A 23,757-nucleotide genomic window follows, 5' to 3' on the forward strand; every position below is an offset into this window, starting at 1 on the left:
ACCGCTGGCGCCGCGACCTTCACGAGCCGTGCGAGCGCAAGCGCCACGACGCCGAGCTCACCGAGCACATCCGCCGCATCCACGCCGACTCCGACCGCACCCAGCTCATGGCGGAGATCTCCGCCGCCAAGATGCTCGCCGAGCAGATCACGGTCCCGCCCACGCCGCGGCTGACGCTGTCCGGGGACATCACCCCGGAGACCGTCACCAGCCAACTCGCCGTCCACCGGTGCCTGGCCGCCCTCTCCCCGGAGGGCGACCTGTTCGACAGCATCGTCGGCCGCTACAGCAGCAAGCCCAACCTGGGCGTGTTCCTCCAGGCTCACAAGGGCGAACGCCTCCAGGTCGACCGCATCACCCGCGAGCAGACCACCATCGACAAGCCCGCCCTGACCATCGGCGCCACCCCGCAGCCCGCCGTCCTCCAGGAACTCGGCGCCGCCTCGGGGGCCCGCGACCGGGGCCTGCTCGCCCGCTTCCTCTACTCCCTGCCGCCCTCGAACCTCGGCTACCGCAAGATCCGCACCGAGCCGATCCCCGAGCGGGCGGCGAACGCCTACGACCGCAACCTCACCCGCCTGCTCCGCGCCATGGCCGACCTCACCGAGCCCGTGGTCGTGCTCATGGACCAGGCCGCCGACCTCGCCATCGAGCGCCTCCAGGAACGCGTGGAGGTCCAGCTCCGCCCCGACCAGCCGCTCTTCCACATCAAGGACTGGGCCGGCAAGCTCGTCGGCCACATCGCCCGCATCGCCGTCCTGCTCCACCTCGCCGACCACATCGCCTCCGACCAGGACCCCGGAGCCTGGCGCGGCGAACTCGACGCGGCCACCGTCGAGCGCGCCGCCGAGATCGCCGACTACTACACCGCCCACACCCTCGCCGTCTTCGACCTCATCGCCGCCGATCCCGCCACCGAGGACGCCCACGCCATCCTCCAGTGGCTCCAGCGCCCTAAGAAGGACGGCACCCACCGCACCCACATCAAGGCCCACGACGCCGTCGCCAGCAGCCGCCGATTCAAGAAGGTCGCCGACGTCGAACCCGCCCTGACACTGCTCGAACAGCACGGCTACCTCCGCTCCGACCAGGCCGGACCCACCGGCCAGCGAGGACGGCCGCAGGCCGTTACCTACCGTGTTCACCCCTCCATCGGAACCCCCGTGGACGGAGCGGAAGCCCGGTAACCGTCAGGGATGTCAGGAGAAGTCGCTATTCCCCTGACATCCCTGACAATCCCTGACGCCCTGCCAGGAGCCAAAACAGCAGGTCAACGGTTTGCCCTGACATCCCTGACACTTTCCGGCCCCAACCCCCGTCCACGCGCAGGGGGCATCACGCACCGCAACCACTGTCCACACTCGTCATTTGGAAGGCAGCCGTGCCCGAACCCATGCTCACCCTCGCGCAGGTGGCCGAACTGCTGGGCTCCCTCAACCGCTCCGACTCGTCGTCCGGCGGACCCGGTGGCCTTCTCGGTGGAGGCTGGTACTCGACCGAGGAGGTCGCCGCGCTCATCGGAGTCGACGATTCGACCCTCCGCCGCTGGCGCACCTCGAAGCCCCTGCAGGGCCCGCCGTTCATCCGCTTGAGCTACCGCATCACCGTCTACAGCGTTCCCGACGTCGAGGCATGGCTGAAGTCCAACCGCATCGTCCCCGGAGAGGCCGCCTGATGCCCCAGCAGAACCCGCCGATCGGCGTGAAGTTGTCGACCGACATCGAGCACCGGCCCGAGTACCCGAAGCCCTACCGGGGCCGGGTGCGCTGGTTCGACCCGGTGTCGGGCAGTCGCCTGTCTCGCTCCGAGATGTCCGAGACGATCGAGGAGGCCGAGGCCTGGATCGCCGGAATGGAGCGGCTGGCCAGCCGCGGCGTGACCCCGGCGACCGCGACCATGCCGCTCGCCGAGTACGGAGAGTCGGTGATGGAACTGGCGCTGCGGGGGCTGGAGTCCAAGACGCTCGACCCGTACCGCGCCGGCTGGCGGTTGCGGATCGTCCCGACGATCGGCCACCTGCCTCTGCGCACCGTCACGAACGGCGTGATCGACCGCGCCGTGTATGGCTGGATCGCCGACGAGGCCGGCCGCTCCACCCTGAAGAACACCCTCGCCATGCTGGCGCGGGTGATGGAGCAGGCCGTCCGGGACGGCGTCATCGACACCAACCCGGCCAAGGTGAGCGGCTGGCAGCGCGAGTACCAACGCGCTGAGGACGAACTCGACGACCCCCGCGCCCTCGCGCTGCCGGACTGGGAGACCCTCGACAAGCTCGCGACCACCCTGGTCCAGCGCTCGCACGGGGAGTTCGGCGGTTGGGGCGACGTGGTGCGCTTTGCGGCGTGTACGGCGGCCCGGATCGGCGAGGTCTCCGGCGTTCGCCGCAAGGACATCGACCGGAAGCGGTGGACGTGGGACCTGTGCCGGCAGACCACGACCGCGCCGGGCGGACTGACGGACAAGGGGACGAAGGGCAAGCGGCGCCGGACGGTGCCGCTGATCCCGGAGATCCGGGATCTGGTGGCCTGGCGCCTGGACGTGATCAGTCAGGACCCGATGGCGCGGCTGTTCACTGGGCCGCGCGGCGGGCGGATCACCACCGCCGTCCTGCGGGACGCGACGCACTGGGACGAGGTGGTGGTGTCGCTCGGCTTCGAGCACCTGCGCCGGCACGACCTGCGGCACACCGGGCTGACGTGGATGGCTGACGCGGGGGTGCCGCTGCACGTGCTGCGGAAGATCGCCGGGCACGGATCGCTCACGACCACCCAGCGGTACCTCCACCCCGACCGGCGCTCGATCGAGCTGGCCGGCGAGGCGCTGAGCGCGCACCTGAGCGGGCCCCGCGAGGCCCCTGGTCCCGAAGTGATCCCGCCGGAGTCCCCCGGCCGCCACTTGCGGCTCGTGCGCTGACCCGCCTTCGGAAACGGCAAAAGCCCCGCTGGCCTGGATTTTCGTCCAGTCAGCGGGGCTCCGACATCACTGTCGGGACGACAGGATTTGAACCTGCGACCCCTTGACCCCCAGCAGACGAACGGGCGTCTGACTGATGTTCACCAGTCCGAATCACGCAGGTCAGGGCCTATCCGATCCGCCCCGCATGACCCCTGATGCCCGCTCATGACGCCCCATCCGTGAGAGGCGCGTGAGAAGCGGTTCGCGATGACGATCTCAGCTGTGACGTTCCTCACAACCTCATTGTAGTCTCGCTCGCCCGGGGTGAACACGGGCCACAGCTTCTGATTCTCTTGTTTGCCGGATTGCGCCGGTCGCCCATTTCGGGAGTCCCGCGAAGACGGTTATTATTTTGCTGCTCCGGCAGGACTCGAACCTGCGGCACGCCGCTTTAGAGACGGCTGCTCTTGCAACTGAGCTACGGACCAGTGCGTTGCCGAGGAATCGAACCTCGCTATCCCGAAGGGAGCAGGGGTTACAGCCCCGCTTGCGTCCCAGCGCTCAACGCTTGGCGATGCACCGATCGTAGAAGGCTTCCGGCGGGCAGTGCGAGCGAATTTCGAAAGCGAGCTGCCCACTGCGCGCGAGTGTCCAAATCACGGGACCGAAATCATTCGCCGCCCGCGCCCACCCACAGGATCGAGGAGAGAGTGCCCGCCTCCGGCGTCGGCTACGTCACCAGGTTCGAGATCGACGCCGGCTTTGCCGCCCGCTACCCGGTCCAGCAGGCCGGCGGACGCGTGATCCTCGAGCTGTGAGGTTACCAGCGGAAGAGCTGAAGTTCAACCCGCACATCGTCGGTCGCATCGAGGTGGTCCACGAGTTTCTCGTATCCTCCGCACCAGCCCACCTGGGCATACGAAGGACCCGACCGTAGCGGTCGAATCCTTTCGTCGTTAGGAGGTTGCAGTTGCCGCGCCACCGATCTTTCTCACCCGTCGACGACAACAACACGCGCCCAGGGCGGCGGGGCGTCTGGGGCGTAGCCGGGGTCTTCCTCGTCCACGGCGCGGGCGGGGCGGGGCGGGGGAAGAGACCGACGACGGTGCGGCAGGGCGGCTGTGCGGAGGGCCAGGGTGTCTGACTATCCGTCAGAGCTACGATCACGTCCGGGCGGGGCCGGGAGCGGAGCGCCCGGGCGAAGCCGGAGCGCAGATCCGTTCCTCCTCCGCCGACCAGCTCGATGTTCTCGGCGCGGGGAGCGGGACGGCGACCCCGGCCGCCGCGTCACAGGAGATCACCGACACCAGGTCGCGTCGTCCACCCACCGCTCGCGAGATCGCCGCCACCTCCAGGAGCGCACTGCCCAGTTCGGCGTCGCTCACCGACCCGTAGGTGTCGATCACGACGCACACCCGGGGCGGCGTCCGGCGCAGGCTCGGCAGAACCACCCCAGGGACACCGGCCGAGCGCCGCGACGGACGCCGGTAGCTGTGGTCCTCTCCCACCCCCGGTGCTCCCGCTGCCGAGCGGACCGCCGCCCCCAGCAACTGCCGCCATGGCTGTGGCGGATGGAACGCCTCGTCCGCCCACCGGCGCCACCCCTCCGGTGCGGAGCCGGGTCGGCCCTTGATTCCCTCGGCGACCCGGAAGCGCACGGCGTCCCGCTGCTGCCTGCTCAGCCCGTGTGCCCCGTCGGCTCCCAGCTCCCACGGCCGGTCCTGCCCGTCGGCACCGCTTCCGCAGTCCAGCCAAGCCAGGTCTGCGGTGAGCCCGGACATCGACGCCGTCCGCAGGTACTCCTCCATGAGCAGTCCGTCGGGCAGCCGGAGCAGCGACGGCAGCACCGCCCCTGCAGGCAGAGGCAAACCATCACCGTAGATGTCATCGTTGATCTCGAAGTCGGCGGCGATGTTCCGCCGCAGCCTCCCCCAGCCTTCGGTCGGCGGGACCCCCTGCCGCCGTCGACGGTGATGACCCGGCCCGTGACGAAGGATGCCCGCTCACCGGCGTGGAACTCGATGGACGCGTCGGGCTCTGGTCGGGGGCTGGGATGTGCGACCCCGGCTCCTGACCAGAGCCACGCCGCGGCGGGCCGTGACCCGTTCGGCTACGGGACGGTCGCGTAGTCGAGCGCGACGATGTCATTCGCGCTCGCCGGGTTCTTCGTCCCGGTCACGCCGATCGTGATCGTATGCGTGCCCTGCGAGAGCCCGGAGACGCTGAACAGTGGGATGCCGGCCAGGCGCGCGCTGCTGTAGTCGTCCACGGACTGAGCTGGACCGCCGTCCACCGAGTAGGTCGAGATGCCCTGGTCCACATCCTTGACGCCGTAGATCGTCGCCCCGGTGCCGGTGAACGTGAAGGTCGCGGTGGAACCGCCCGTGTGGTTGTAGTGCGTGGTGCCGGAGTAGAGGTCGGACACCCCGGTCGCCAAGCCCCAGTTCGAGCCGTACGCGAAAGCGTCTGTGCCGCTGGTGGTCGCGTCATCGATGATCATGCTCGCCACGGCGTCGTCCAGGGCGATGATGTCGTTCGAGCTCGCCGAGTTCTTGGTACCGGTGACGGTGGCCGTGACAGTGTGCGTTCCGACAGCAAGCCCGGAAGCGCTCCACAGCGTGGTCTGCGGCAGGCGCGTGGGGTTGTAGTCGTCGACGGACGTTACCGGTCCGCCATCGATGGAGAACCCGACGATGCCCTGATCGACATCCTTCACGCCCTGGATCGCGACCTGGTTTCCGGTGAAGGTGAACGTCGCGGTGGAATTGGTTGTGGCGCTGTAGTGCGCGGTTCCGCCGTAGAGGTCGTACACGCCGGTCGCCAGGCCCCACGAGCCGGAGTAGGCGAAGTGGCTGGTTCCCGAGGTCGTGTTGTCGTCTGTGGTCGTACCGTAGTTCACGCCGGACTGCGACATCACCTGCTGAGCGTCCGCAGGCCAACTGGTACCACTCACTTGGACGTTGCCGCTGAGCACGTTGTTGTGCGGGGAACCGGTCGCCACGTTCGTGCTGCCGCTGTTGTACCAGTTGCCGATGAACGAGTTGTCATCGGTGTTGTTGGTCGAGCTGGCGTTCGTGAAGGCCCACGTCCCGGTGTCCTGGAGGACGTTGTTCTGCAACGTGATGTAGCGCGACCCCTCGTCCAGGTAGAGGCCGATGGTGTGGTTGTTGTCGTAGACGTAGTTGTAGTCGATCACGGCGCCGGGGTTGGCGGACAGGTTGTAGAGGCTGCCGCCGTCGTGGAAGACCTTCTTCGTGCCGTGCACCTTGTTGTAGGTGACGATCGTGTTCTTCAGCGTCGTCGGCGTCGTGTAGACCGGCTGGAAGTTGTAGATGCCCCGGTTCACGTAGTCCTGGCTGCCGCCCGGGTCGTTGATGCCCCAGCCCCAGCCGACGTCGATGCCGTCGTAGGCGAGGTTCGAGACCTCGTTGTGCGTGATGACGGCGTGGTTGACGTAGGTGGACAGGATGCCGGGCATGTCCTTGTAGTCCTGCGCCACGGCGGTTATCAGGTTGTTGCTGATGGTGATGTTCTGGTTCGTCATCGCCGTGTTGGACGGGTGGTGCGCGTTCGGCTGGACTCCGCCGACGACCACGCCGGCTCCTGAGTCGTTGGTGAACGTGTTGTGGTCGACAGTGACGTTCGAGGCGCCGAGTCCGGTGCCGGAGGCAACGGCGTCGTTGTCCTGACCGATGCCCAGGCCGACCTCGCCGAGGTTGGTGAAGGTGTCGCCGCTGAAACTGATCCCGCTGGCCGCGGAGACCTGAACCGCCGCCGGGACCTCGCCCCAGCTGTTGCGGGTGGACTCGAAGGCCGAGCAGCCGACACTGCACGAGGCCAGGAAGTCTGAGGGCTCGTTGGTGTAGGTCTGGTTGAGGAAGGTGCCGGTCTGCTGGTCGGCGTAGCCGATGTTGCTGCTCGGAGCCAGCCAGGTGGCGCCCTGGAAGCTGATGCCCTGGAAGGCGATGTTCTGCGCGAGGCTGCTGTAGCTGCTGTCGCCGCTGATGTCCACGAGCGAGGTCAGCTGGGGCAGTTCGACGTCGTGCGCGGAGGGGTTCCAGCCGGACGGTGCCTTGTAGTAGAGCTGGCCGGCGGTCGGGTCGAGGTACCACTGGCCGGCGGTGTTGAGGAACGAGTAGGAGTTCTCCAACTGCAGGCCGCCACCGGCGAAGGGGTGCTCCATGGTGTCGTAGCCCCAGCCGTTGTTCTTCCAGGCCGGTTCCTGCATGGTCACGCTGGTGCCGCTGATGGACTGCACCGGGGCGAAGCGGTCGGTGAAGGAGTTCTGCGCCTCGATCTCTATCCGGTTCTGCTCGGGCAGCGAGGCGAGGTAGTTCAGGTTCGCGTTCTGGATCGTGAAGCCGGTGCTGGTGAACGCGATGTCGCTGCGGGCGATCGAGATCGCGGCACGCGGGGCGAGCGATCCGTCGACGTACAGCTGCCGGGAGTCGGTGCCGATGGGCACGGAGGCGGCGTAGATGTTCTTGGTCGCGTCGAACTGCGACCAGCCGATGATCTTCTGTGCGCCCGAGATGACCGGGTGCGCGCCAGGGGCGGCCTTCCACACCACCGTGTGGCCGTTGTTGCCCGAGTCGGCGGCGGTGAAGGAGAGCGGGGCGGAGAGGCGGTAGGTGCCGTCCGCCAACTGAACGACGATGTCGCCGGTCATGCCGGCGTTGACCGCACGCACGGAGGTCTGCGCCTGGGTGATCGAACACGGCTGGCTGGAGGAGCATGCGGTGCCGGTACCCGAGGGTGACGCGTAGAGCGTCGTCATGGTCGCGGCCTGCGCCGCTCCGGCGGACGCGACTGCGGAGAGCAGGGCGCCGACGAGCGCTGTCGCCGCGGCCGTGGCGCGTATCCGCAGGTGGGGGTGGGGGGATGGGGTCATTCTTCGAAGTGAAAGCACGAGGGCTCCTTCGGTGATGCGCACCGTGCCTGATCCCATCTCGGCCAGTCGCGACCCGTTGGGTTTCGGCCACGTTTCACCGGCGTGCCGCCGGGGCGGACGAAACTTCATCATACGAATGACGTAATCGCAAGGTGTATGCGGTTGTAATCCGCTGTTCACGAGGAGCCGTACGGGCCCCCGTGGTGACCTGTCACGTCGACCGGATCGTGGGCGGCGCCTATCCGCCGGACGTCGCGCTGCCTGGTCACCGTGCGGATCGCCCTGGAGGCCTGACGGCTCGAGGGTGGGTTCCGGCACACGCGAGGGCGTGGGGCGCGCTCAACTGGTGGGGCCGGCGTGCGGGGTGCGGCGGCGGCTCCAGGCCGCTTCGATGTGGGCTGTCATGGCCTGCGCCGCGCCCTGGGGGTCGCGGGCCAGGAGCCGCTCGGCGATCCGGCGGTGCTCGGCGTTCGCCTGCTCGCATGCGGGGCCGCCGGGGGTGCCGGTGTAGAGGAACGTACTGCGGGCCTGGGTGTGGACGGTCCGGATGATGGAACGACCCAGCCGGTTCCGGGAGGCCTGCATGATCCGGTCGTGGAAGAGCACATCGGTCTCGTTGAACCGCGCGGGGGTGGCGGTCTCCTCGTCGAGGCGGGCGAGCAGCCGCTCCACGTCCCGGAGATCGTCATCGGTGGCGAGCTCGGCGGCCTGGGCGGCCATCTGCGCCTCGAGGGCCGAACGCACGCCGACGAGCTGGTCCAGCACGACGAGTTCGTCGTCGTGCTGGACGGTGGCCGCCAGTACGACCGGATCCAGAAGATTCCACTCCTCGGACTGGGTGACCGTCGTGCCGGAACCCTGCCGGGCCCGAACCAGCCCCTTGGCCTCCAGCGACTTGATCGCCTCGCGGATCGTGATGCGGCTGACGCCGAACGTCTCGCACAGTTCGGGTTCGACGGGCAGGGCGGAGCCCGGTGGAATCGCACCCGAGACGATGGTGTCGGTGAGGGACTCCACCACCGCATGGGCAAGGCGCGCCGGGCGCCTCGGCCAGGGCTTCAGGACCGCCGGTTCCTCGGCGCCGCTTCGACCGCTCTTCGCCATCTGACTCCCCCTCGCTGGTGTGGACGATCGCCGAGTCTACTGCGCCGTATGTCTTGACAGCATTCGTATGACGACTTAAGAATCTCTCGACCGGCCCAGTCCTGCTTGGCCGGCCAGAGTAAGCCCTCCGATCGTCGAACGCATCGTGGGAGCCCAGCTCGGGGGTCTTGCTGCTGGCTCGGTGACGACCCCAACGGTGGCCGCAGCGGCCGCCCTCGGTACCCGACGCCCGACCGGGACGGCCTGGCGTCGCCATCCTCCCCCACCCCCCGATCCGTTCGGGCGCCTGCAAACCCAGTGGAGTCGCTGATGTTCGTGAACCAGCCTTCGGTGCCTGGCAGAAGAGTTGCGCTGCTAGCTGCCTGTGCGGCCGCCCTGGCGCTGACCGTGACCGCGTGCGGTGGCTCCTCCTCGCAGAAGACCACCAAGGACGGCTTCGCCCAGGTGGCGCAGAAGGACGGCAGCACCCTGACCGTCTGGGTGGACGCCACGCGGATGGATGCGGCGAAGCTGTACCAGCAGCAGCACCCGAACGTGAAGATGAACATCGTCTCCTACGACGGTGACGCCAACGGGTCGAACTACCTACAGACCAAGGTCCAGCTCTTCAACAAGACCGGCAAGGGCTGGCCGGACGTCGTCTTCAGCTCGCAGAACAACGAGACGAGCTGGGCGGTCGACGCGGGCTTCGCGGCGCCGCTCGACAAGGGCCTGATCCCGGCCGACACCCTGGGGCAGTTCGCCAAGGGCGCCAACGACGTCTGTACGGTCAACGGCACCGTCTACTGCCTGCGCAACGACCTCTCGCAGACGGTGCTCTGGTACAACGCCCCGCTGATGAAGCAGTTCGGCTACCAGGTCCCCACGACCTGGGAGGAGTACCAGGCGCTCGGCGAGAAGGTGGCCGCCGAGCACCCCGGCTACCTCGTCGGCGACGCCGGCGACTCGTTCACCCCGGAGATCTACCTGTGGGCGAGCAAGTGCGAGGCCAACCACATCACCGGCCCCAAGGCCGTCACCGTCAACACCTCCGGTGACAGCTGCACCAAGATGGCCAAGCTCCTGGACGGGCTGATCAAGAACAAGTCGATGTCCATCAGCGGTGTCTTCAGCACCGACTTCGCCAAGAACGAGAAGGACAAGGTCCTGCTCATGCCCGGCCCGGCCTGGTACGGCGGTGCGGTGTTCAAGGGGACCCTGAAGACCCCGGAGAAGACGATCGGCGTGGCCCCGATGCCGCAGTGGCAGGGCGACAGCTCGCCGGCCGTGGGCAACGTCGGTGGCGGCACCTGGCTGCTCTCCCAGCACTCCGCCAACCTGAAGGCGGCCACCGACTTCCTGACGTGGGTCACCACCGACAACGCCTACCAGGGCGAGAAGGCCCCCGGGTTCCCGGCCTACGCCCCGGCCGCCGACAACTGGCTGAAGGCCCAGGACACCACCGGCTACTTCGCCACCGACCTCGGCGCGCTCAAGGCCGCCTCCTCGCAGGTGTGGTCGCAGTGGGGTTCGGGCCAGTTCAGCCAGGAGGCGGTCTGGGCCGCCACGGTCAAGCCCGGCATGACCCAGGGCCAGACCATCGAATCGCTGCTCCCCGCCTGGCAGGACTCGATCGTGAAGCACGCCGAGGCCGACGGATACAAGGTCTCCTCGTGACCCTCGCTCCCTCCTCCCTGGTCGGCTCTGCCCGCCGTCGCCGCAGTGGCGGCGGGCAGAGCCGGGCCGGCATGGCCTTCGTCGCCGGCTACGTGCTCCTGCTGATCGCGTTCGGTGTCCTGCCGACCGGTTACGCGATCTACTTCGCCGTCACCGACTCCGGTGGCAGCTTCACCGGCTTCTCCAACTTCGTCTCCACGGCACAGGACTTCCGCTTCGTGGACGCCGTCGGCCACGTCGCCATCTACCTGGTCTTCTGGCTGCTCTCGCTGGTGGTCTTCGTGGTGGCCCTGGCGCTGCTGCTGCACCGCCTCTCCTCGGGCCGGGCCAGCAAGGCGCTGCGCTTCCTCTACTACATCCCCGGGGCGCTCGCCGGAGCCGCGAGTGTGCTGGTCTGGCTGTTCATGCTCGACCCGACCGTGAGCCCGGTCAGTTCGCTGCTCGGCGCACTGGGGTTCCACACCTTCGGTCAGGTCATCGCCCCGGGCAACCTGCCGCTGCTGTTCGCGATGGTCGCGTTCTGGACCGGCGCGGGCGGCTGGATCGTGGTCATGTACGGCGCGCTCAACAACATCCCCACGGACGTCATGGAAGCCGCCCGGATCGACGGCGCGAGCGCCTGGCAGACCGCCTGGCACGTGCAGATCCCGATGCTCCGCAAGTGGATCGTCTACATGACGATCCTCGCGTTCGCGGGCGGCGCCCAGCTGTTCGTCGAGCCGCAGCTGCTCTCCCTGGCGAGCGTGGGCGTGGCCGGGACCGACTACTCCCTCAACCAGCTGACCTACGACTTCGCCTTCCAGATGAACAACGTCAACGGCGCCGCCGCGGTGTCGGTGGAACTCCTGGTCGTCAGCGTCGCCGCGGCCGGCATCTTCGTCGCACGGTCAGGATTCTTCGATGCCGACTGACACCTCCGCGAGTCCGGTAGCCGCCGCACCACGCACCGAACGGGAAGCAAGCGTCATGAGCAGAGCCACCCACCGCAACCCGCGGCGGCAGCGATTCCTGCGGCAGGCACCGTCCCGGCTGGCGGCCGGCTCCGTACTGGCCCTGTTCGTGCTCTTCTTCGCGCTGCCCGTGCTGTGGCTCCTGCTCGCGGCGACCAAGACCGACCAGCAGCTGGTCAACGACAACCCGCTTTCCTTCGGCTCCCTGGGCGCGCTCAAGGCCAACTGGGACGCGCTCACCGGATTCCAGGATGACGCCGTGCTGCAGTGGCTGGGCAACTCCGCCCTGTACGCGGCGGTCTCACTGGTCATCACGCTCTGCGTGTCCATCCCCGCGGGCTACGCCCTGGCGATGACCGAGTTCCCCGGCCGGCGCGCGCTGCTGATCTCGACCCTGGTCGTGATGCTCATGCCCAGCGCCACCCTGGTGGTCCCGCTCTTTCTCGAGGTCAACGCGGTGCACCTGATCGGCACGATGTGGTCGATCATCCTGCCGTACGCGTTCTACCCGTTTGGGGTGTACCTCACGTACATCTACTTCTCCACCGCGGTCCCCAGGGACCTGCTGGCCGCGGCCCGGATGGACGGCTGCTCCGAGTTCGGCGTCTTCCGCCACATCGCCCTGCCGCTGGCCACCCCGGTCATCGCGCTGGTCGGCTTCTTCAGCTTCGTCGCCAACTGGACCAACTACTTCCTGCCCTACGTCATGCTCCCCGAGAGCAGCCAGATGCCGATCCAGGTCGGCGTGGGCAGCCTGCTCAGCAACGTGCCGCAGTTCAACCCGACCGCAGGCTCCCTCGCGATCGAACGCCCAGAACTGGCCCTCGCGACCCTGGTGGCCATCTCACCGGTCCTGATCATCTTCCTGTTCGCCCAGCGCTTCCTGGTCAGCGGGATGCTCGCCGGCGCCACCAAGGAGTGACACCGCTCCCGGCCGCCGCACCCAAGATCCGCCATCCCGCCGCACCGATCGGAGATTCCTCCCCATGTCCTTCAGCTCCGCTGACCCCCTCCCCGCCGAGGGCACCGCACCGTCCGGCACACCCTCCGGCGCGCCGGTCGCGCCGCCGGAGATCCTGGCCGGGGTGCCGCTGCTCGAGGCGCCTGGCTGGGCGGTGGCCCAGCGTTCCCTGTTCGACCTGCTGGAGCAGGCCTGGCGGCGGTTCGCCGATGCCTTCACCCGCCCGGACGGTGGGCTGAACTACAACGGCGAGCTGACCACCCGTGACGGCGTGGACGACTTCTACGAGGTGTTCTTCAACTGGCCCCAGCTGTACCTGCTCGGCGGTTCCGACGAGGTGCTGGCCGCCAGCGAGAAGCACTGGGAGGGCGTGACCCGCCAGCTCACCGAGCTGAACATGCTCCGCGACGAGTACGAGCGCGGCTACGACTGGTTCCACCAGGGCGAGAGCCTGCTGCTGCTGTACTTCCTGTGCATGGCCGCCCCTGAGCGCTGGTCCGAGCGGGCCGTGCGCTTCGCCGAGCTGTACGTCGACCCGGCCCACGGCAACTACGACCCGCAGCACCGGATCATCACCCGCCCGCACAACGGCAGCGACCCGGACCGGCAGGGCCTGTCCGACGGCGAGGTCTACCCCTGGCTGCAGAAGGAGGCCGACACCTACGGCTACCCGCTGGAGTGGATACCCGAGGCGCAGGGCGGCCCGTTCCCGCTCGACTCGGACCCGCGGCTCGGCAAGCAGATGCGCGAGCGGATGGGCGTGGGCGACACCGCGGTCAACCTCGCCGCGGCCGGGCTGGTCCTGAACGCCTGGATCCTGACCCACGAGGAGCGCTACCGCGACTGGATCGTGGACTACGTCGGCGCCTGGCGGGAGCGCACCGAGGCCAACGGCGGCCTGCTGCCGGACAACGTCAGCCCCGACGGGGTGGTCGGCGGCCTGCACGATGGCCGGTGGTACGGCGGCCACTATGGCTGGTCCTGGCCGCACGGCTGGCACAGCGTGGGCCACGCGGCGACCGTCGCGGCACTCGCGGCGGCCACCGCCACCGGCGACGACGACTACCTGTCGATGGTCTCCAGCACGCTGGACGCCATGATCGACCAGGGCAAGGTGATGCCGTACACCGAGGCCGACTCCAGCCTGCCCTCCAAGTGGGCGGTCGAGCTGGCCGAGGACAAGGACACCCCGACGCTGCACCTGCCCTTCCGGTACAAGGACTCGGGCTGGTTCGACTACAACCCGGCGACCCCGCCCGTCCCGGTGGCGCTGTGGCACCACACGGCGGCCGACGCCGACCGCGCCCGCCTGGAGCGGCTGCGCGAGGCCGACGGCATCGACTGGCGCACCGTCCGGCCGTTCCGCTCGAAGGAGGAGTCCGCGCACGAGAAGGCCTGGTTCGCCTTCCTGGCCGGCGACGACCCCGGCTATCCCGAGCGCATCCTGGCCACCGCCCAGGCCCAGATCCGCCACCGCCTGCGGCGCGTCGAGCGCTACAAGGACCTGGACGTCCCCGAGGCCGACATCCACGTCTGGCAGCAGTGCAACCCGGTGGCCACCGAGGCGCTGGTCCAGCTGACCTGGGGCGGCCCGCAGGTGCTGTACAACGGCGGTCTGCAGCAGGCCCGGGTGCGCTACTACGACGCCCAGGCCCGCCGGGCCGGCCTGCCGCAGGACGTGGCCGCCCTGGTCAGCTCCATCGACCCCGAGGCCACCACCGTCGAGCTGGTCAACCTCTCGCCCGAGGCGGAGCGCACCGTGATCGTCCAGGCGGGCGCCATGGCCGAACACACCATCACCTCGGTGCGGTACACGACCTGCGCGGACGACGCCTGGATCGGCGACATGTACGACTACGGCCACACCCAGCCGGTCGTCACCGAGGCGCAGACCGTCGCCGACGGCCCGTTCCTGACCGTCCGACTGCCCGCCTCCACCCGGATACGCCTCACCCTCGGGCTCGCGCTGCGCGCCAACACCCCGAGCTACCGCACGCCGTTCGACGAGGAGGGGTCCGCGTGAAGCGAATCGCCCAGACCATCAGGCTGCGGCCCGAACACCGCGAGGAGTACCTCGAACTCCACCGGGCGGTCTGGCCGGGCGTCGAGGCTGCCATGCACCGGGCCAACATCCGGAACTTCAGCATCTACCTGCACGGTGAGACGCTGTTCTCCTACTTCGAGTACCACGGCGACGACTTCGAGGCGGACATGGCCGCCCTGGAGGCCGACCCGGTGTCCCAGGAGTGGTGGAAGCTCACCGACCCGTGCCAGGAGCCCTGGCCGGACCGCGGCGACTCCCGCCAGTGGACCGAGCTGCCGGAGATCTGGCACCAGAGCGAGCCGGAGCCGGACCGCCCGTGACCGCCGACCCCGCTCCGCTCGTCGACGCCCACCACCACCTGTGGAATCTCGCCGAGTACCCGCAGTCCTGGCTCGACGAGCCGGGCCTGGAAGTGATCCGCCGCACCTTCACCCCTGACGACCTGCGCGCCACCGCCACCCAGCAGGTGGCGGGCCGTCAGCTGGGCGGCACGGTGGCCGTGCAGTGCGTGCCGGAGGTGCCCGAGACCGAGCTGCTGCTCGCGCTCGCGGCGCGGGAGCCGCTGATCCAGGCCGTGGTCGGCTGGGCGGACCTGACCTCCCCGGCGATCGGCGAGGCGCTCGACAGCCTGCTCGCCGGGGCGGGCGGTACCTACCTGCGGTCCCTGCGCCACCTGGTGCAGGGCGAGACGGACCCGGCCTGGCTGCAGCGCCCCGAGGTCGAACGCGGCCTCGCGGCGGCGCGGGACCGCGGGCTCCGGTACGACGTCCTGGTCCGCAGCCACCAGCTCGACCAGGCGGTCCGGCTGGCCGAACGCCTGCCGGACCTGCCGCTGGTGCTGGACCACGCGGGCAAGCCGGACCTCGTCCGAGGCGAACTGTCCGACTGGGAGCGGGAGTTGCGCCAGCTGGCCGAGCACCCGCAGGTCGTCTGCAAGGTGTCGGGACTGATCACCGAGGCCGACCACGCCAGCTGGACCACCGCCGACATCCGCCCTGCGTGGGACGTGCTGCTCGCCGCCTTCGGCCCCGAGCGCCTGATGTTCGGGTCGGACTGGCCGGTCGCGAACCTCGCGGGCGGTTGGAACCGCTGGGCCGCCACCGTGGACGAACTGCTGGGCGGCCTCGCCGAGAGCGAGATCCAGGCGATCCTGGCCGGCACCGCGACCGCCTTCTACGGCCTCCCCTCCGCTGACGACACCCTGGAAGCACCATGACACTCGCTGTTCGCTACCTGGCCGCCCGCACGCTGGACACGGCGCCGGCCGAGATCCTCGAACCCGGCCCCGGCCAGGTGGAGTTGGCCCCCTCCTACGTCGGCATCTGCGGCACCGACCTGCACATCTTCCACGGCGACATGGACGCCCGGGTCAAGACGCCCGCCGTCCTGGGCCACGAGATGTCCGGCCGGATCGTCCGCGTCGGCCCGGGCGTGGCCGACTGGCAGGTGGGGGACCCGGTCACGGTGATGCCGCTGCGCTGGGACGGCAGCTGCCCGGCCTGCCTGAGGGGCCATCAGAACATCTGCCAGCACCTGGACTTCATCGGCATCGACTCCCCGGGGGCGATGCAGCAGCGCTGGATCGTGCCTGCCGACACGCTGGTCCGGCTGCCCGAGAGCCTGCCGCTGGAGCAGGCTGCCCTGGTCGAACCCACGGCGGTCGCCGTGCACGACGTGGGTCGGGCCGGCGTGCAGCCCGGCGACCGGGTCGTCGTGGTCGGCGGCGGACCGGTCGGCATCCTGATCGCCCTGGTGGCGCGGGCGGCCGGCGCCGAGGTGCGGGTGGTGGAGCTGAGCGCCCACCGGCGCAAGCTGGCCGAGGAGTCGGGCCTGGCCACCTGGGACCCGGCGGCCGAGGACGTCGTCGAGGCGGTGCAGCAGTGGACCGGCGGCGCGGGTGCGGAGGTCGCCTTCGAGGTGTCCGGCGCGGCGGCCGGGGTCGACACCGCGGTCGAGGTGCTGGGCGTGCGCGGCCGGCTGTGCCTGGTGGCGATCCACCCGCGGCCCCGCGAGATCAACCTGCACCGCTTCTTCTGGCGGGAACTCACCCTCGTCGGCGCCCGGTTGTACGACCGCTCCGACTTCGAGAAGGCGGTCGCCCTGATCGCCGACGGCACCATCCCGGCCGAGCGCCTGATCAGCAAGGTCGTCCCGCTCACCCAGGCGCCCGCCGCGTTCGAGGCCCTGGAGGGCGGCGGGGACGTGATGAAGATTCTCGTGGACTGCACCACCGACACCGAGGGAGCCCACGCATGACCGCCTTCGACCTCACCGGCCGACTCGCCGTCGTCACCGGTGCCCGGCGCGGCATCGGCCGGGCCATGGCCCGAGCCCTCGCCGAGGCCGGCGCGGACGTGATCGGCGTCAGCGCCTCGCTGGAGGAGTCCGGCAGCGCGGTGGAGAAGGACGTCCTGGCCGCTGGCCGCAGCTTCGAGGCGATCCGCACCGACTTCGCCGACCCGGACGCCGTCCGGGCCCTCGGGGCCGACCTGGCCGGCCGCGAGCGGCCGGTGGACATCCTGGTCAACAACGCGGGCACGATCCGCCGCGCACCCGCCGCCGAACACCCCGATGCCGACTGGGACCTGGTCCTGCAGGTCAACCTGAACGCGCAGTTCGCGCTCACCCGGGCGGTGGGCGCGGCGATGGTCGCCCGCGGCCAGGGGAAGATCATCTTCACGGCGTCGCTGCTCAGCTTCCAGGGCGGCATCACCGTCCCCGGCTACACGGCCGCCAAGCACGGCGTCGCCGGCCTCACCAAGGCGCTGGCCAACGAGTGGGCCCGGCACGGCGTCAACGTCAACGCCATCGCGCCCGGCTACATCGCCACCGACAACACCCAGGCCCTGCAGGACGATCCGGTGCGCAGCCAGGCCATTCTGGACCGCATCCCGGCCGGCCGCTGGGGTCGGGCCGAGGACCTCGGCGGCGCCACCGTCTTCCTCGCCTCGGACGCCGCCGCCTACGTCCACGGCACGATCCTGCCGGTCGACGGCGGATGGCTCGGCCGATGAACGGGGACCTGGAGACCGTGTTGGCCGGCGCACGCATCGTGCCGGTGCTGACCGTGCGCGACCCGGCCACGGCCGCGCCGCTGGCCGAGGCGCTCGCGTCGGGCGGCGCCCGGTGCGCCGAGGTCACCTTCCGCACCCCGGACGCCGAGCGGGTGGTCGAGGCAATGGCGGCGCACGGAGGCCTTGCCGTGGGCGCCGGCACCGTGGTCACCCCGGAGCAGGCGGAGCGCGCCGTGGCGGCCGGGGCCCGCTTCGTGGTCTCGCCCGGTTACGACGAGTCCGTCGTCGCGAAATGCCGGGAACTGGGTGTTCCCGTGCTGCCCGGCGTCGCCAGCGCGACCGAGTTGATGCGCGCCCTACGGGACGGCCTCGACACCGTCAAACTCTTCCCCGCCGAGGCCATCGGCGGTGTGGGCATGCTGCGCGCGCTCGCGGCGCCCTTCCCGCAGGTGCGCTTCGTGCCGACCGGCGGGATCGGCGCCGCCGAACTGGCCGGCTACCTCGCCGTGCCCGCGGTGCTCGCCGTCGGCGGCAGCTGGATGGCGACCCCCGCCCACCTGGCGAACGGCGACTACCCGCAGATCCGTCGCCTGACAGCCGAGGCCGTGGCGAGGAGCACGCCGTGATCGATGTCGTGGCTCTCGGCGAGGTCATGCTGCGTCTCGACCCGGGGGAAGGGCGGATCAGCACCACCCGCACCTTCCACGTGTGGGAAGGAGGCGGCGAGTACAACGTCGCACGCGGGCTGCGCCGTTGCTTCGGCCGGCGCACGGCCGTCGTGACCGCCCTCGCCGACAACGCGGTGGGCCGGCTCGTCGAGGACCTGATCCTGCAGGGCGGTGTCGACACCTCGCTGATCCGCTGGGTGCCCGACGACGGCATCGGCCGCACCGCCCGCAACGGCCTCAACTTCGTCGAGCGCGGCTTCGGCATCCGCGGCGCCCTCGGTGTCAGCGACCGCGCCCACACCGCCGTTTCGCAGCTGCGCAAGGGGGACGTCGACTGGGACGCCGTCTTCGCGGGCGGGGTGCGCTGGTTCCACACCGGCGGCATCTTCGCCGGCCTGTCCGACACCACCATCGAGGTCGCCGACGAGGCGATGGCAGCGGCCCGCCGCCACGGCGTCACCGTCTCGTACGATCCCAACTACCGCGCGAGCCTGTGGGCCGACCGCGGCGGACCGGTGCGGGCCCGCGAGTGCGACCTGCGCCTGGCCCGGCACGCCGACGTGATCGTGGGAGCCCTGGGCCTGGCGGGCGGGCACCCCGGCGACACCCGCTTCGGCGCCGACGAGGTGGCGGACGCACTCGCCACGGTGGCCGACCTGCTGCCCGAGGTGAGGGTGCTCGCGACGACCCTGCGTGAGGTTCCCTCGGCCGGGGTGAACGATTGGACCTCGGCGGCCTGGTCCCCGCAGACCGGGTACGTCACCGGCCCCAGCATGCCCGGACTGCACGTTCTGGACCGGATCGGCTCCGGCGACGGCTTCGCCGCCGGACTGATCCACGGCCTGCTCGACGGTGCCCCCCTGGAGCAGGCCCTCGCCTACGGCACGGCCCACGGCGCCCTCGTCATGACCACCCCCGGCGACGTCTCCATGGCCTCGCTCGCCGAGGTGGAGGCGCTGATCGCCGGCGGGTCGGCCCGCGTCAGGCGCTGACCGGCGCCGTCACCCCCATCCACAGGAGTTCCCCGTGCGCCACCGGAAGATCCAGCACACGTCGGTCGCCGTCACCGAGCTCGGCTTCGGAGCCGGGGTGATCGGCAACCTCTACCGCGAGACCTCCGACCAGGAGGCGGCGGCCGCCGTCGACGCCGCCTGGGAGACGGGCATCCGGTACTTCGACACGGCGCCGCACTACGGCCTCGGCCTGTCCGAGCGGCGCCTCGGCGCCGCCCTGCGCGGCCGGCCGCGCGAGGAGTACGTCGTCTCCTCCAAGGTGGGCCGGCTGCTCGTGCCCAACGAGGACCCCCGCGGCACCGACAGCGACGGCTTCGCCGTCCCCGACGACCTGCGCCGCCAGTGGGACTTCAGCCGCGACGGCGTACTGCGGTCCATCGAGGAGACCCTCACCCGCACCGGACTGGACCGGCTCGACATCGTCTTCCTGCACGACCCCGACGACCACTGGCGGCAGGCCGCCGACGAAGCCATGCCCGCCCTCGCCGAACTGCGCGACCAGGGCGTGATCGGCGCCATCGGCGCCGGCATGAACCAGTCCGCCATGCTCGCCCGCTTCCTGCGCGAGACCGCCGCCGACCTGGTGATGCTCGCGGGACGCTACACCCTGCTCGACCAGTCCTCCCTGGACGATGTCCTGCCGGCCGCGCAGGAGCACGGCAAGAGCGTCGTCGCGGTCGGCGTGTTCAACTCCGGTCTGCTCTCGCGCGACCGGCCCGCCCATGGGATGAAGTACGACTACCAGGACGCCCCGGCGGACCTGGTGCAGCGTGCCCTGGCCATCGCGGAGGTCTGCGAGCAGCACGGCACCACCCTGCCTGCCGCCGCCATCGCCTTCCCGTACACGCATCCCGCCGTGGTCAACGTCACCCTGGGCATGCGAACCCGGCAACAGGTCGAGCAGAACGCGGAACTGCACCGGCGGCCCGTCCCCGCCGGCCTCTGGGACCAGCTCCGCACCGAAGGGCTGATCAGGTCCGACGTACCGACCCCGGCCCTTCCCGCCGCCTGACGCTTCATCTGATTCGTGACCGGGATTCCCTGTGAGGGCCCTGGTCACCGGCGGCGCCTCCGGGATCGGGCCGGCCAGCACGGCCTTCTCGCGGAGCGCGCGCCCGGGTGGCCGTCCTCGACCCCGCCTCGCCCCACCCACCCGAATGGAGCAAGGATGAGATCCCCCACCGCTGTCGTCCGCAAGGCGCCATTGGCGCTTGCGGCGGCCGTCTCCACCACGCTGCTGATCTCCCTCGCCGCACCGCCTTCGGCCTCGGCCGCGACGCAAGCGACCTACTACGTCGCGCCCGGCGGTGACGACGCCAACCCCGGCACCATCACGGCGCCCTTCAGGACCCTCCAGCACGCGCGGGACGTCGTGCGCACGGTCGACGGCAACATGACCGGGGACATCAACGTCCTTCTCCGGGGCGGCACCTACCCGGTGAGCAGCACGATCGACTTCACCTCGGCCGACTCCGGCACGAACGGGCACCGGGTCGTCTACTCCGCCTACCCGGGCGAGCAGCCGGTCCTGGACGGAGGCGTCCAGGTGACCGGCTGGACGCAGTACAGCGGAAACATCTGGAAGGCCACCCTCAACCGGGACGACAAGCTCCGCGCGCTCTACGTCAACGACAAGCGCGTTCAGATGGCCTCGAAGACGATCAACTCGGCCGGCTGCTACGGGACCTACAGCGTCACGGCCGGCCAGGCTCCCTGGGCCTGGGAGTCGGGTTCGCAGTGCGACGGATCCAAGTACAGCCTCACCGATCTGCCCGCCATCGCCGCCAACCAGGACGACGTCGAGATCGAATCGGTGAGCACCTGGAACACTGCCATCGTCGGAGTCCGCCAGATCACCACGAGCTCGGACGGCACCAATCGGGTGGCCCAGTTCCAGGAACCCGGCGCGGCCATCGCCCAGGGCTCGCCGTACGCCGGCTTCGTCGCCGGCGGCGGCAGCCACACGATCACGAACGCGTTCGAGTTCCTGAGCCAGCCGGGCCAGTTCTACTTCGACAAGAGCACCCACACGCTGTACTACGACAAGTCCAGCACCGACGACATGACGACGGCGCAGGTCTTCGCGCCGAACAACCTCTCCACCCTCATCCACGTCGCCGGCACGTCCACGACCGACCACGCGCGGAACATCACCTTCTCCGGGCTCACGATCCAGCACTCCGACTGGAACCTGGTCAACGTCGCGGGCTCCGTCTTCCGGCAGGGCCAGCAGGGCAACGCCAGCTCCAACGTGTACGCGAGGCAGAACTTCCACGCGTACACCTATCGCAACGTCGACCTGCCGCCCGCGGCCGTGCAGATCGAGAACGCCGACGGGATCGTCCTGCAGGGCAACACGGTGCAGCACACCGGCGCCGACGGGATCACCCTGGCCAACGACGTGACGAACACGCAGTTGACCGGCAACGTCACGAACGACATCGGCGGCTCCGCGATCACCGTGGGACACCCCCAGCACGTGTACATCGGGGACTACACCTCGACCAACCACGAGAAGTACCCCGTGAACGTCGAGGGCCTCTGCAAGAACATCTCGATCACGGACAACTACCTCTACGACAGCGCGGTGCTGTTCCAGGGGTCCAGCCCGGTGTCGGCGTACTTCACCGACACCCTGGACGTCGAGCACAACCGGATCGAGAAGTCCCCGTGGGCGGGCATCACGCTCGGCTGGGGTTGGTGGAACTTCGACGGATCGACGAACTCCGTCAATCCCGGGAACCCGACCACCACGGCACGGAACAACACCGTCAAGTACAACGAGATCTTCGACACGATGCAGGTGCTCGGCGACTCCGCTCCCATCTACACGCTGGGCAGCCAGCCGGGAACGGAGATAAGCAACAACTACATCAAGGGCGTTCCGGCCGGCCACAAGTACGGCCTGCACCCCGATGAGGGCTCCGCGTTCATCAACGAGCACGACAACGTGCTCGACATCGACCCGGGCGTGTACTTCGCCATCAACTCCGGCACCTGGGGCCGGCAGCACGACCTGATCCTCACCAACAACTACGGCACCGTCAACAAGGTCGCCGGCCGGAGCATCCCGAACAGCACCGTCACGGACGTGAAGGGCTACGGGGACAACGTGTGGCCGTCGCAGGCGTACGGCATCGCCCTGAACGCGGGTCTGGAGGACGCCTACAAGAACCTCCTCCCCGCCGCCGTCACGGCCCCGCAGGACTACGCGCTGCCCGCGAGCACCTTCGCCGGCACGGGCGTGATGACCGTTCCGGTGCGCAGCCCCAAGGACGCGGCCAACACGCTGTGGCTGGCTCCCGCCGGTACGACGACGTTCACCGTTGGTCCCACCATGACCAGCGCGAGCGGCACCTCGACGAGCATCCGCGTCCCGCAGGCGGCGGGTGACTACCACCTCTACGTCGTGGACGCCCAGGGGAACGCGTCCGCCGCGTCGAACGCCCTCGTGCGGCAGCGCTGGAACCACGTCGACGACAAGGCCGCGGGCGTGACCTACTCCGGGACCTGGTCGAACTGGAACGACTCGAAGGACATGAACGGGTCCGAGAGTGTCACGAGCACCGCGGGCAACTACGCCGCGTTCTCGTTCACCGGCTCGGGCGTGCGGTACCTCAGCATGACGCAGCCGAACATGGGCAAGGTGGACGTCTACGTCGACGGCACCCTCGCCCGGGCGGGCATCGACGCCTACGCCCCGACGGTGACCAAGCAGGTGCCGCTGTTCGAGAAGACGGACCTGCCCGCGGGCCCGCACACGATCAGGGTGGTGTGCACCGGGACGAAGAACACCGCCGCCTCCTCCGCCGTCTGCGCGGTGGACGCGTTCGCCTCCATCTCGTTCCCCGCGACGAACGCCAACTACAAGATGGTCAACAAGAGCAGCTCCAAGGCGGTCGACGTGTCAGGCGGATCGTTGTCCGCCGGAGCCGACGTCATCCAGTGGACCGACTCCGGAGCCGGGAACCAGAACTGGCGCTTCGTCCCGGTGGGTGACGGCAGTTACAAGATCATCAGCCGAGACAGTGCCCTGGTCATGGACGTCAGCGGTGCTTCCACCGCGGACGGCGCGCCCATCATCCAGTCGGCCGACACCAACGCCGCGGACCAGCACTGGACACTGGTCGCCACCGGAAACGGCTACTACAAGCTCAAGAACGTGAACAGCAACGAGGTGCTCAACGTGTCCTCCGGAGGCACTCAACTCGACCAGACGACGGACACGAACGCCGACAGCCAGCTATGGAAGGTGGTCAACGTGGACTGACCCGGTCCGCGAAGGAAGCAGCCCCGGCGTAGATCCGGCAGGCCGCCTCCCTCCGGCCGACCGCAGGGCTCCCCGCTTCCTCGGCGAAGCGGGGAGCCCTGGAGCTGGGTCCCGCTGGTAATGGAGGCGCCCGGGACGTCGAGCAGAGTGCGCCCACATCGCCCTGGACGCTGATCAACGCCACCTCACCACGAGGTGTCCAGAAAAGGTTTCCGGCTCGCGGCAACCTTTTGCGGCCCCTGCGACCACAAGGGAGTAGATCCCGGCCGACCCGGTGGCCGGATCCACCCG

At 69.6% G+C, this 23,757-nt stretch carries 17 protein-coding genes and 2 pseudogenes; 16 read left to right on the forward strand and 3 right to left on the reverse strand.

Features of this window, described 5'->3' with window-relative positions:
• The 4 genes and pseudogenes from ACGF07_RS25960 to ACGF07_RS25975 form a co-directional block, all read left to right on the forward strand.
• Positions 1-1,187, forward strand: a 1,187-nt coding sequence (locus ACGF07_RS25960; RefSeq protein WP_392902476.1) for a YfjI family protein, incomplete at its 5' end; no start/stop codon positions are given.
• A 194-nt stretch (positions 1,188-1,381) separates the two neighbouring features.
• A complete protein-coding gene (locus ACGF07_RS25965; protein WP_392902478.1) occupies positions 1,382-1,675 on the forward strand; it encodes a helix-turn-helix transcriptional regulator in 294 nt (97 codons plus the stop codon).
• Positions 1,675-2,913, forward strand: coding sequence for a tyrosine recombinase XerC (gene xerC, locus ACGF07_RS25970; protein ID WP_392902480.1), 1,239 nt, complete (start codon positions 1,675-1,677; stop codon positions 2,911-2,913). Before ACGF07_RS25965 ends, xerC begins: the two co-directional genes overlap by 1 nt.
• A gap of 692 nt (positions 2,914-3,605) precedes the next feature.
• A pseudogene (locus ACGF07_RS25975) lies at positions 3,606-3,832 on the forward strand (hypothetical protein); the annotation flags it as partial.
• A gap of 54 nt (positions 3,833-3,886) precedes the next feature.
• On the opposite strand, the pseudogene ACGF07_RS25980 reads toward ACGF07_RS25975, so the two are convergent.
• The 3 genes and pseudogenes from ACGF07_RS25980 to ACGF07_RS25990 form a co-directional block, all read right to left on the reverse strand.
• Positions 3,887-4,832: pseudogene (locus ACGF07_RS25980) on the reverse strand (VWA-like domain-containing protein); the annotation flags it as partial.
• Positions 4,833-5,005: 173 nt separating this feature from the next.
• Positions 5,006-7,786 (reverse strand): right-handed parallel beta-helix repeat-containing protein, encoded by a 2,781-nt coding sequence (locus ACGF07_RS25985; RefSeq protein ID WP_392902482.1) that lies wholly within the window; start codon positions 7,784-7,786, stop codon positions 5,006-5,008.
• Between the two features lie 339 nt (positions 7,787-8,125).
• Complete coding sequence (locus ACGF07_RS25990) at positions 8,126-8,890, reverse strand: FadR/GntR family transcriptional regulator (RefSeq protein ID WP_392902484.1); 765 nt, start codon at positions 8,888-8,890, stop codon at positions 8,126-8,128.
• A gap of 309 nt (positions 8,891-9,199) precedes the next feature.
• Between ACGF07_RS25990 and ACGF07_RS25995 the strand changes: the two genes are divergently transcribed.
• The 12 genes from ACGF07_RS25995 to ACGF07_RS26050 all read left to right on the forward strand — a co-directional run bounded on the left by ACGF07_RS25995 (position 9,200) and on the right by ACGF07_RS26050 (position 23,466).
• Positions 9,200-10,546: an ABC transporter substrate-binding protein gene (locus ACGF07_RS25995; protein WP_392902486.1), complete on the forward strand. Its 1,347-nt coding sequence runs from the start codon at positions 9,200-9,202 to the stop codon at positions 10,544-10,546.
• On the forward strand, positions 10,543-11,457 hold the full coding sequence (locus ACGF07_RS26000; RefSeq protein WP_392902488.1) for a carbohydrate ABC transporter permease: 915 nt from the start codon (positions 10,543-10,545) through the stop codon (positions 11,455-11,457). Before ACGF07_RS25995 ends, ACGF07_RS26000 begins: the two co-directional genes overlap by 4 nt.
• Positions 11,458-11,512: 55 nt before the next feature.
• A complete protein-coding gene (locus ACGF07_RS26005) occupies positions 11,513-12,418 on the forward strand; it encodes a carbohydrate ABC transporter permease (protein ID WP_392902490.1) in 906 nt (301 codons plus the stop codon).
• Positions 12,419-12,482: 64 nt separating this feature from the next.
• Entirely contained in the window at positions 12,483-14,480 is a 1,998-nt protein-coding gene (locus ACGF07_RS26010) for a hypothetical protein (protein WP_392902492.1), read from the forward strand.
• Positions 14,477-14,821, forward strand: coding sequence for an L-rhamnose mutarotase (locus ACGF07_RS26015; protein ID WP_392902494.1), 345 nt, complete (start codon positions 14,477-14,479; stop codon positions 14,819-14,821). Before ACGF07_RS26010 ends, ACGF07_RS26015 begins: the two co-directional genes overlap by 4 nt.
• On the forward strand, positions 14,818-15,717 hold the full coding sequence (locus ACGF07_RS26020; protein ID WP_392902496.1) for an amidohydrolase family protein: 900 nt from the start codon (positions 14,818-14,820) through the stop codon (positions 15,715-15,717). The genes ACGF07_RS26015 and ACGF07_RS26020 overlap by 4 nt, the downstream gene beginning before the upstream one ends.
• Complete coding sequence (locus ACGF07_RS26025) at positions 15,714-16,757, forward strand: zinc-binding dehydrogenase (RefSeq protein WP_392902498.1); 1,044 nt, start codon at positions 15,714-15,716, stop codon at positions 16,755-16,757. Before ACGF07_RS26020 ends, ACGF07_RS26025 begins: the two co-directional genes overlap by 4 nt.
• Complete coding sequence (locus ACGF07_RS26030; protein WP_392902503.1) at positions 16,754-17,515, forward strand: SDR family oxidoreductase; 762 nt, start codon at positions 16,754-16,756, stop codon at positions 17,513-17,515. Before ACGF07_RS26025 ends, ACGF07_RS26030 begins: the two co-directional genes overlap by 4 nt.
• Entirely contained in the window at positions 17,512-18,141 is a 630-nt protein-coding gene (locus tag ACGF07_RS26035; protein ID WP_392902505.1) for a bifunctional 4-hydroxy-2-oxoglutarate aldolase/2-dehydro-3-deoxy-phosphogluconate aldolase, read from the forward strand. The genes ACGF07_RS26030 and ACGF07_RS26035 overlap by 4 nt, the downstream gene beginning before the upstream one ends.
• A complete protein-coding gene (locus ACGF07_RS26040; RefSeq protein ID WP_392902508.1) occupies positions 18,138-19,175 on the forward strand; it encodes a PfkB family carbohydrate kinase in 1,038 nt (345 codons plus the stop codon). Before ACGF07_RS26035 ends, ACGF07_RS26040 begins: the two co-directional genes overlap by 4 nt.
• Positions 19,176-19,209: 34 nt before the next feature.
• Positions 19,210-20,208: an aldo/keto reductase gene (locus tag ACGF07_RS26045; RefSeq protein ID WP_392902510.1), complete on the forward strand. Its 999-nt coding sequence runs from the start codon at positions 19,210-19,212 to the stop codon at positions 20,206-20,208.
• A 156-nt stretch (positions 20,209-20,364) separates the two neighbouring features.
• Positions 20,365-23,466, forward strand: a complete 3,102-nt coding sequence (locus tag ACGF07_RS26050) for an RICIN domain-containing protein (RefSeq protein WP_392902513.1) — start codon at positions 20,365-20,367, stop codon at positions 23,464-23,466.
• Positions 23,467-23,757: the final 291 nt, after the last annotated feature.

The organism is Kitasatospora sp. NPDC048194 (assembly GCF_043202455.1).
Taxonomy (GTDB): Bacteria; Actinomycetota; Actinomycetes; order Streptomycetales; family Streptomycetaceae; genus Kitasatospora.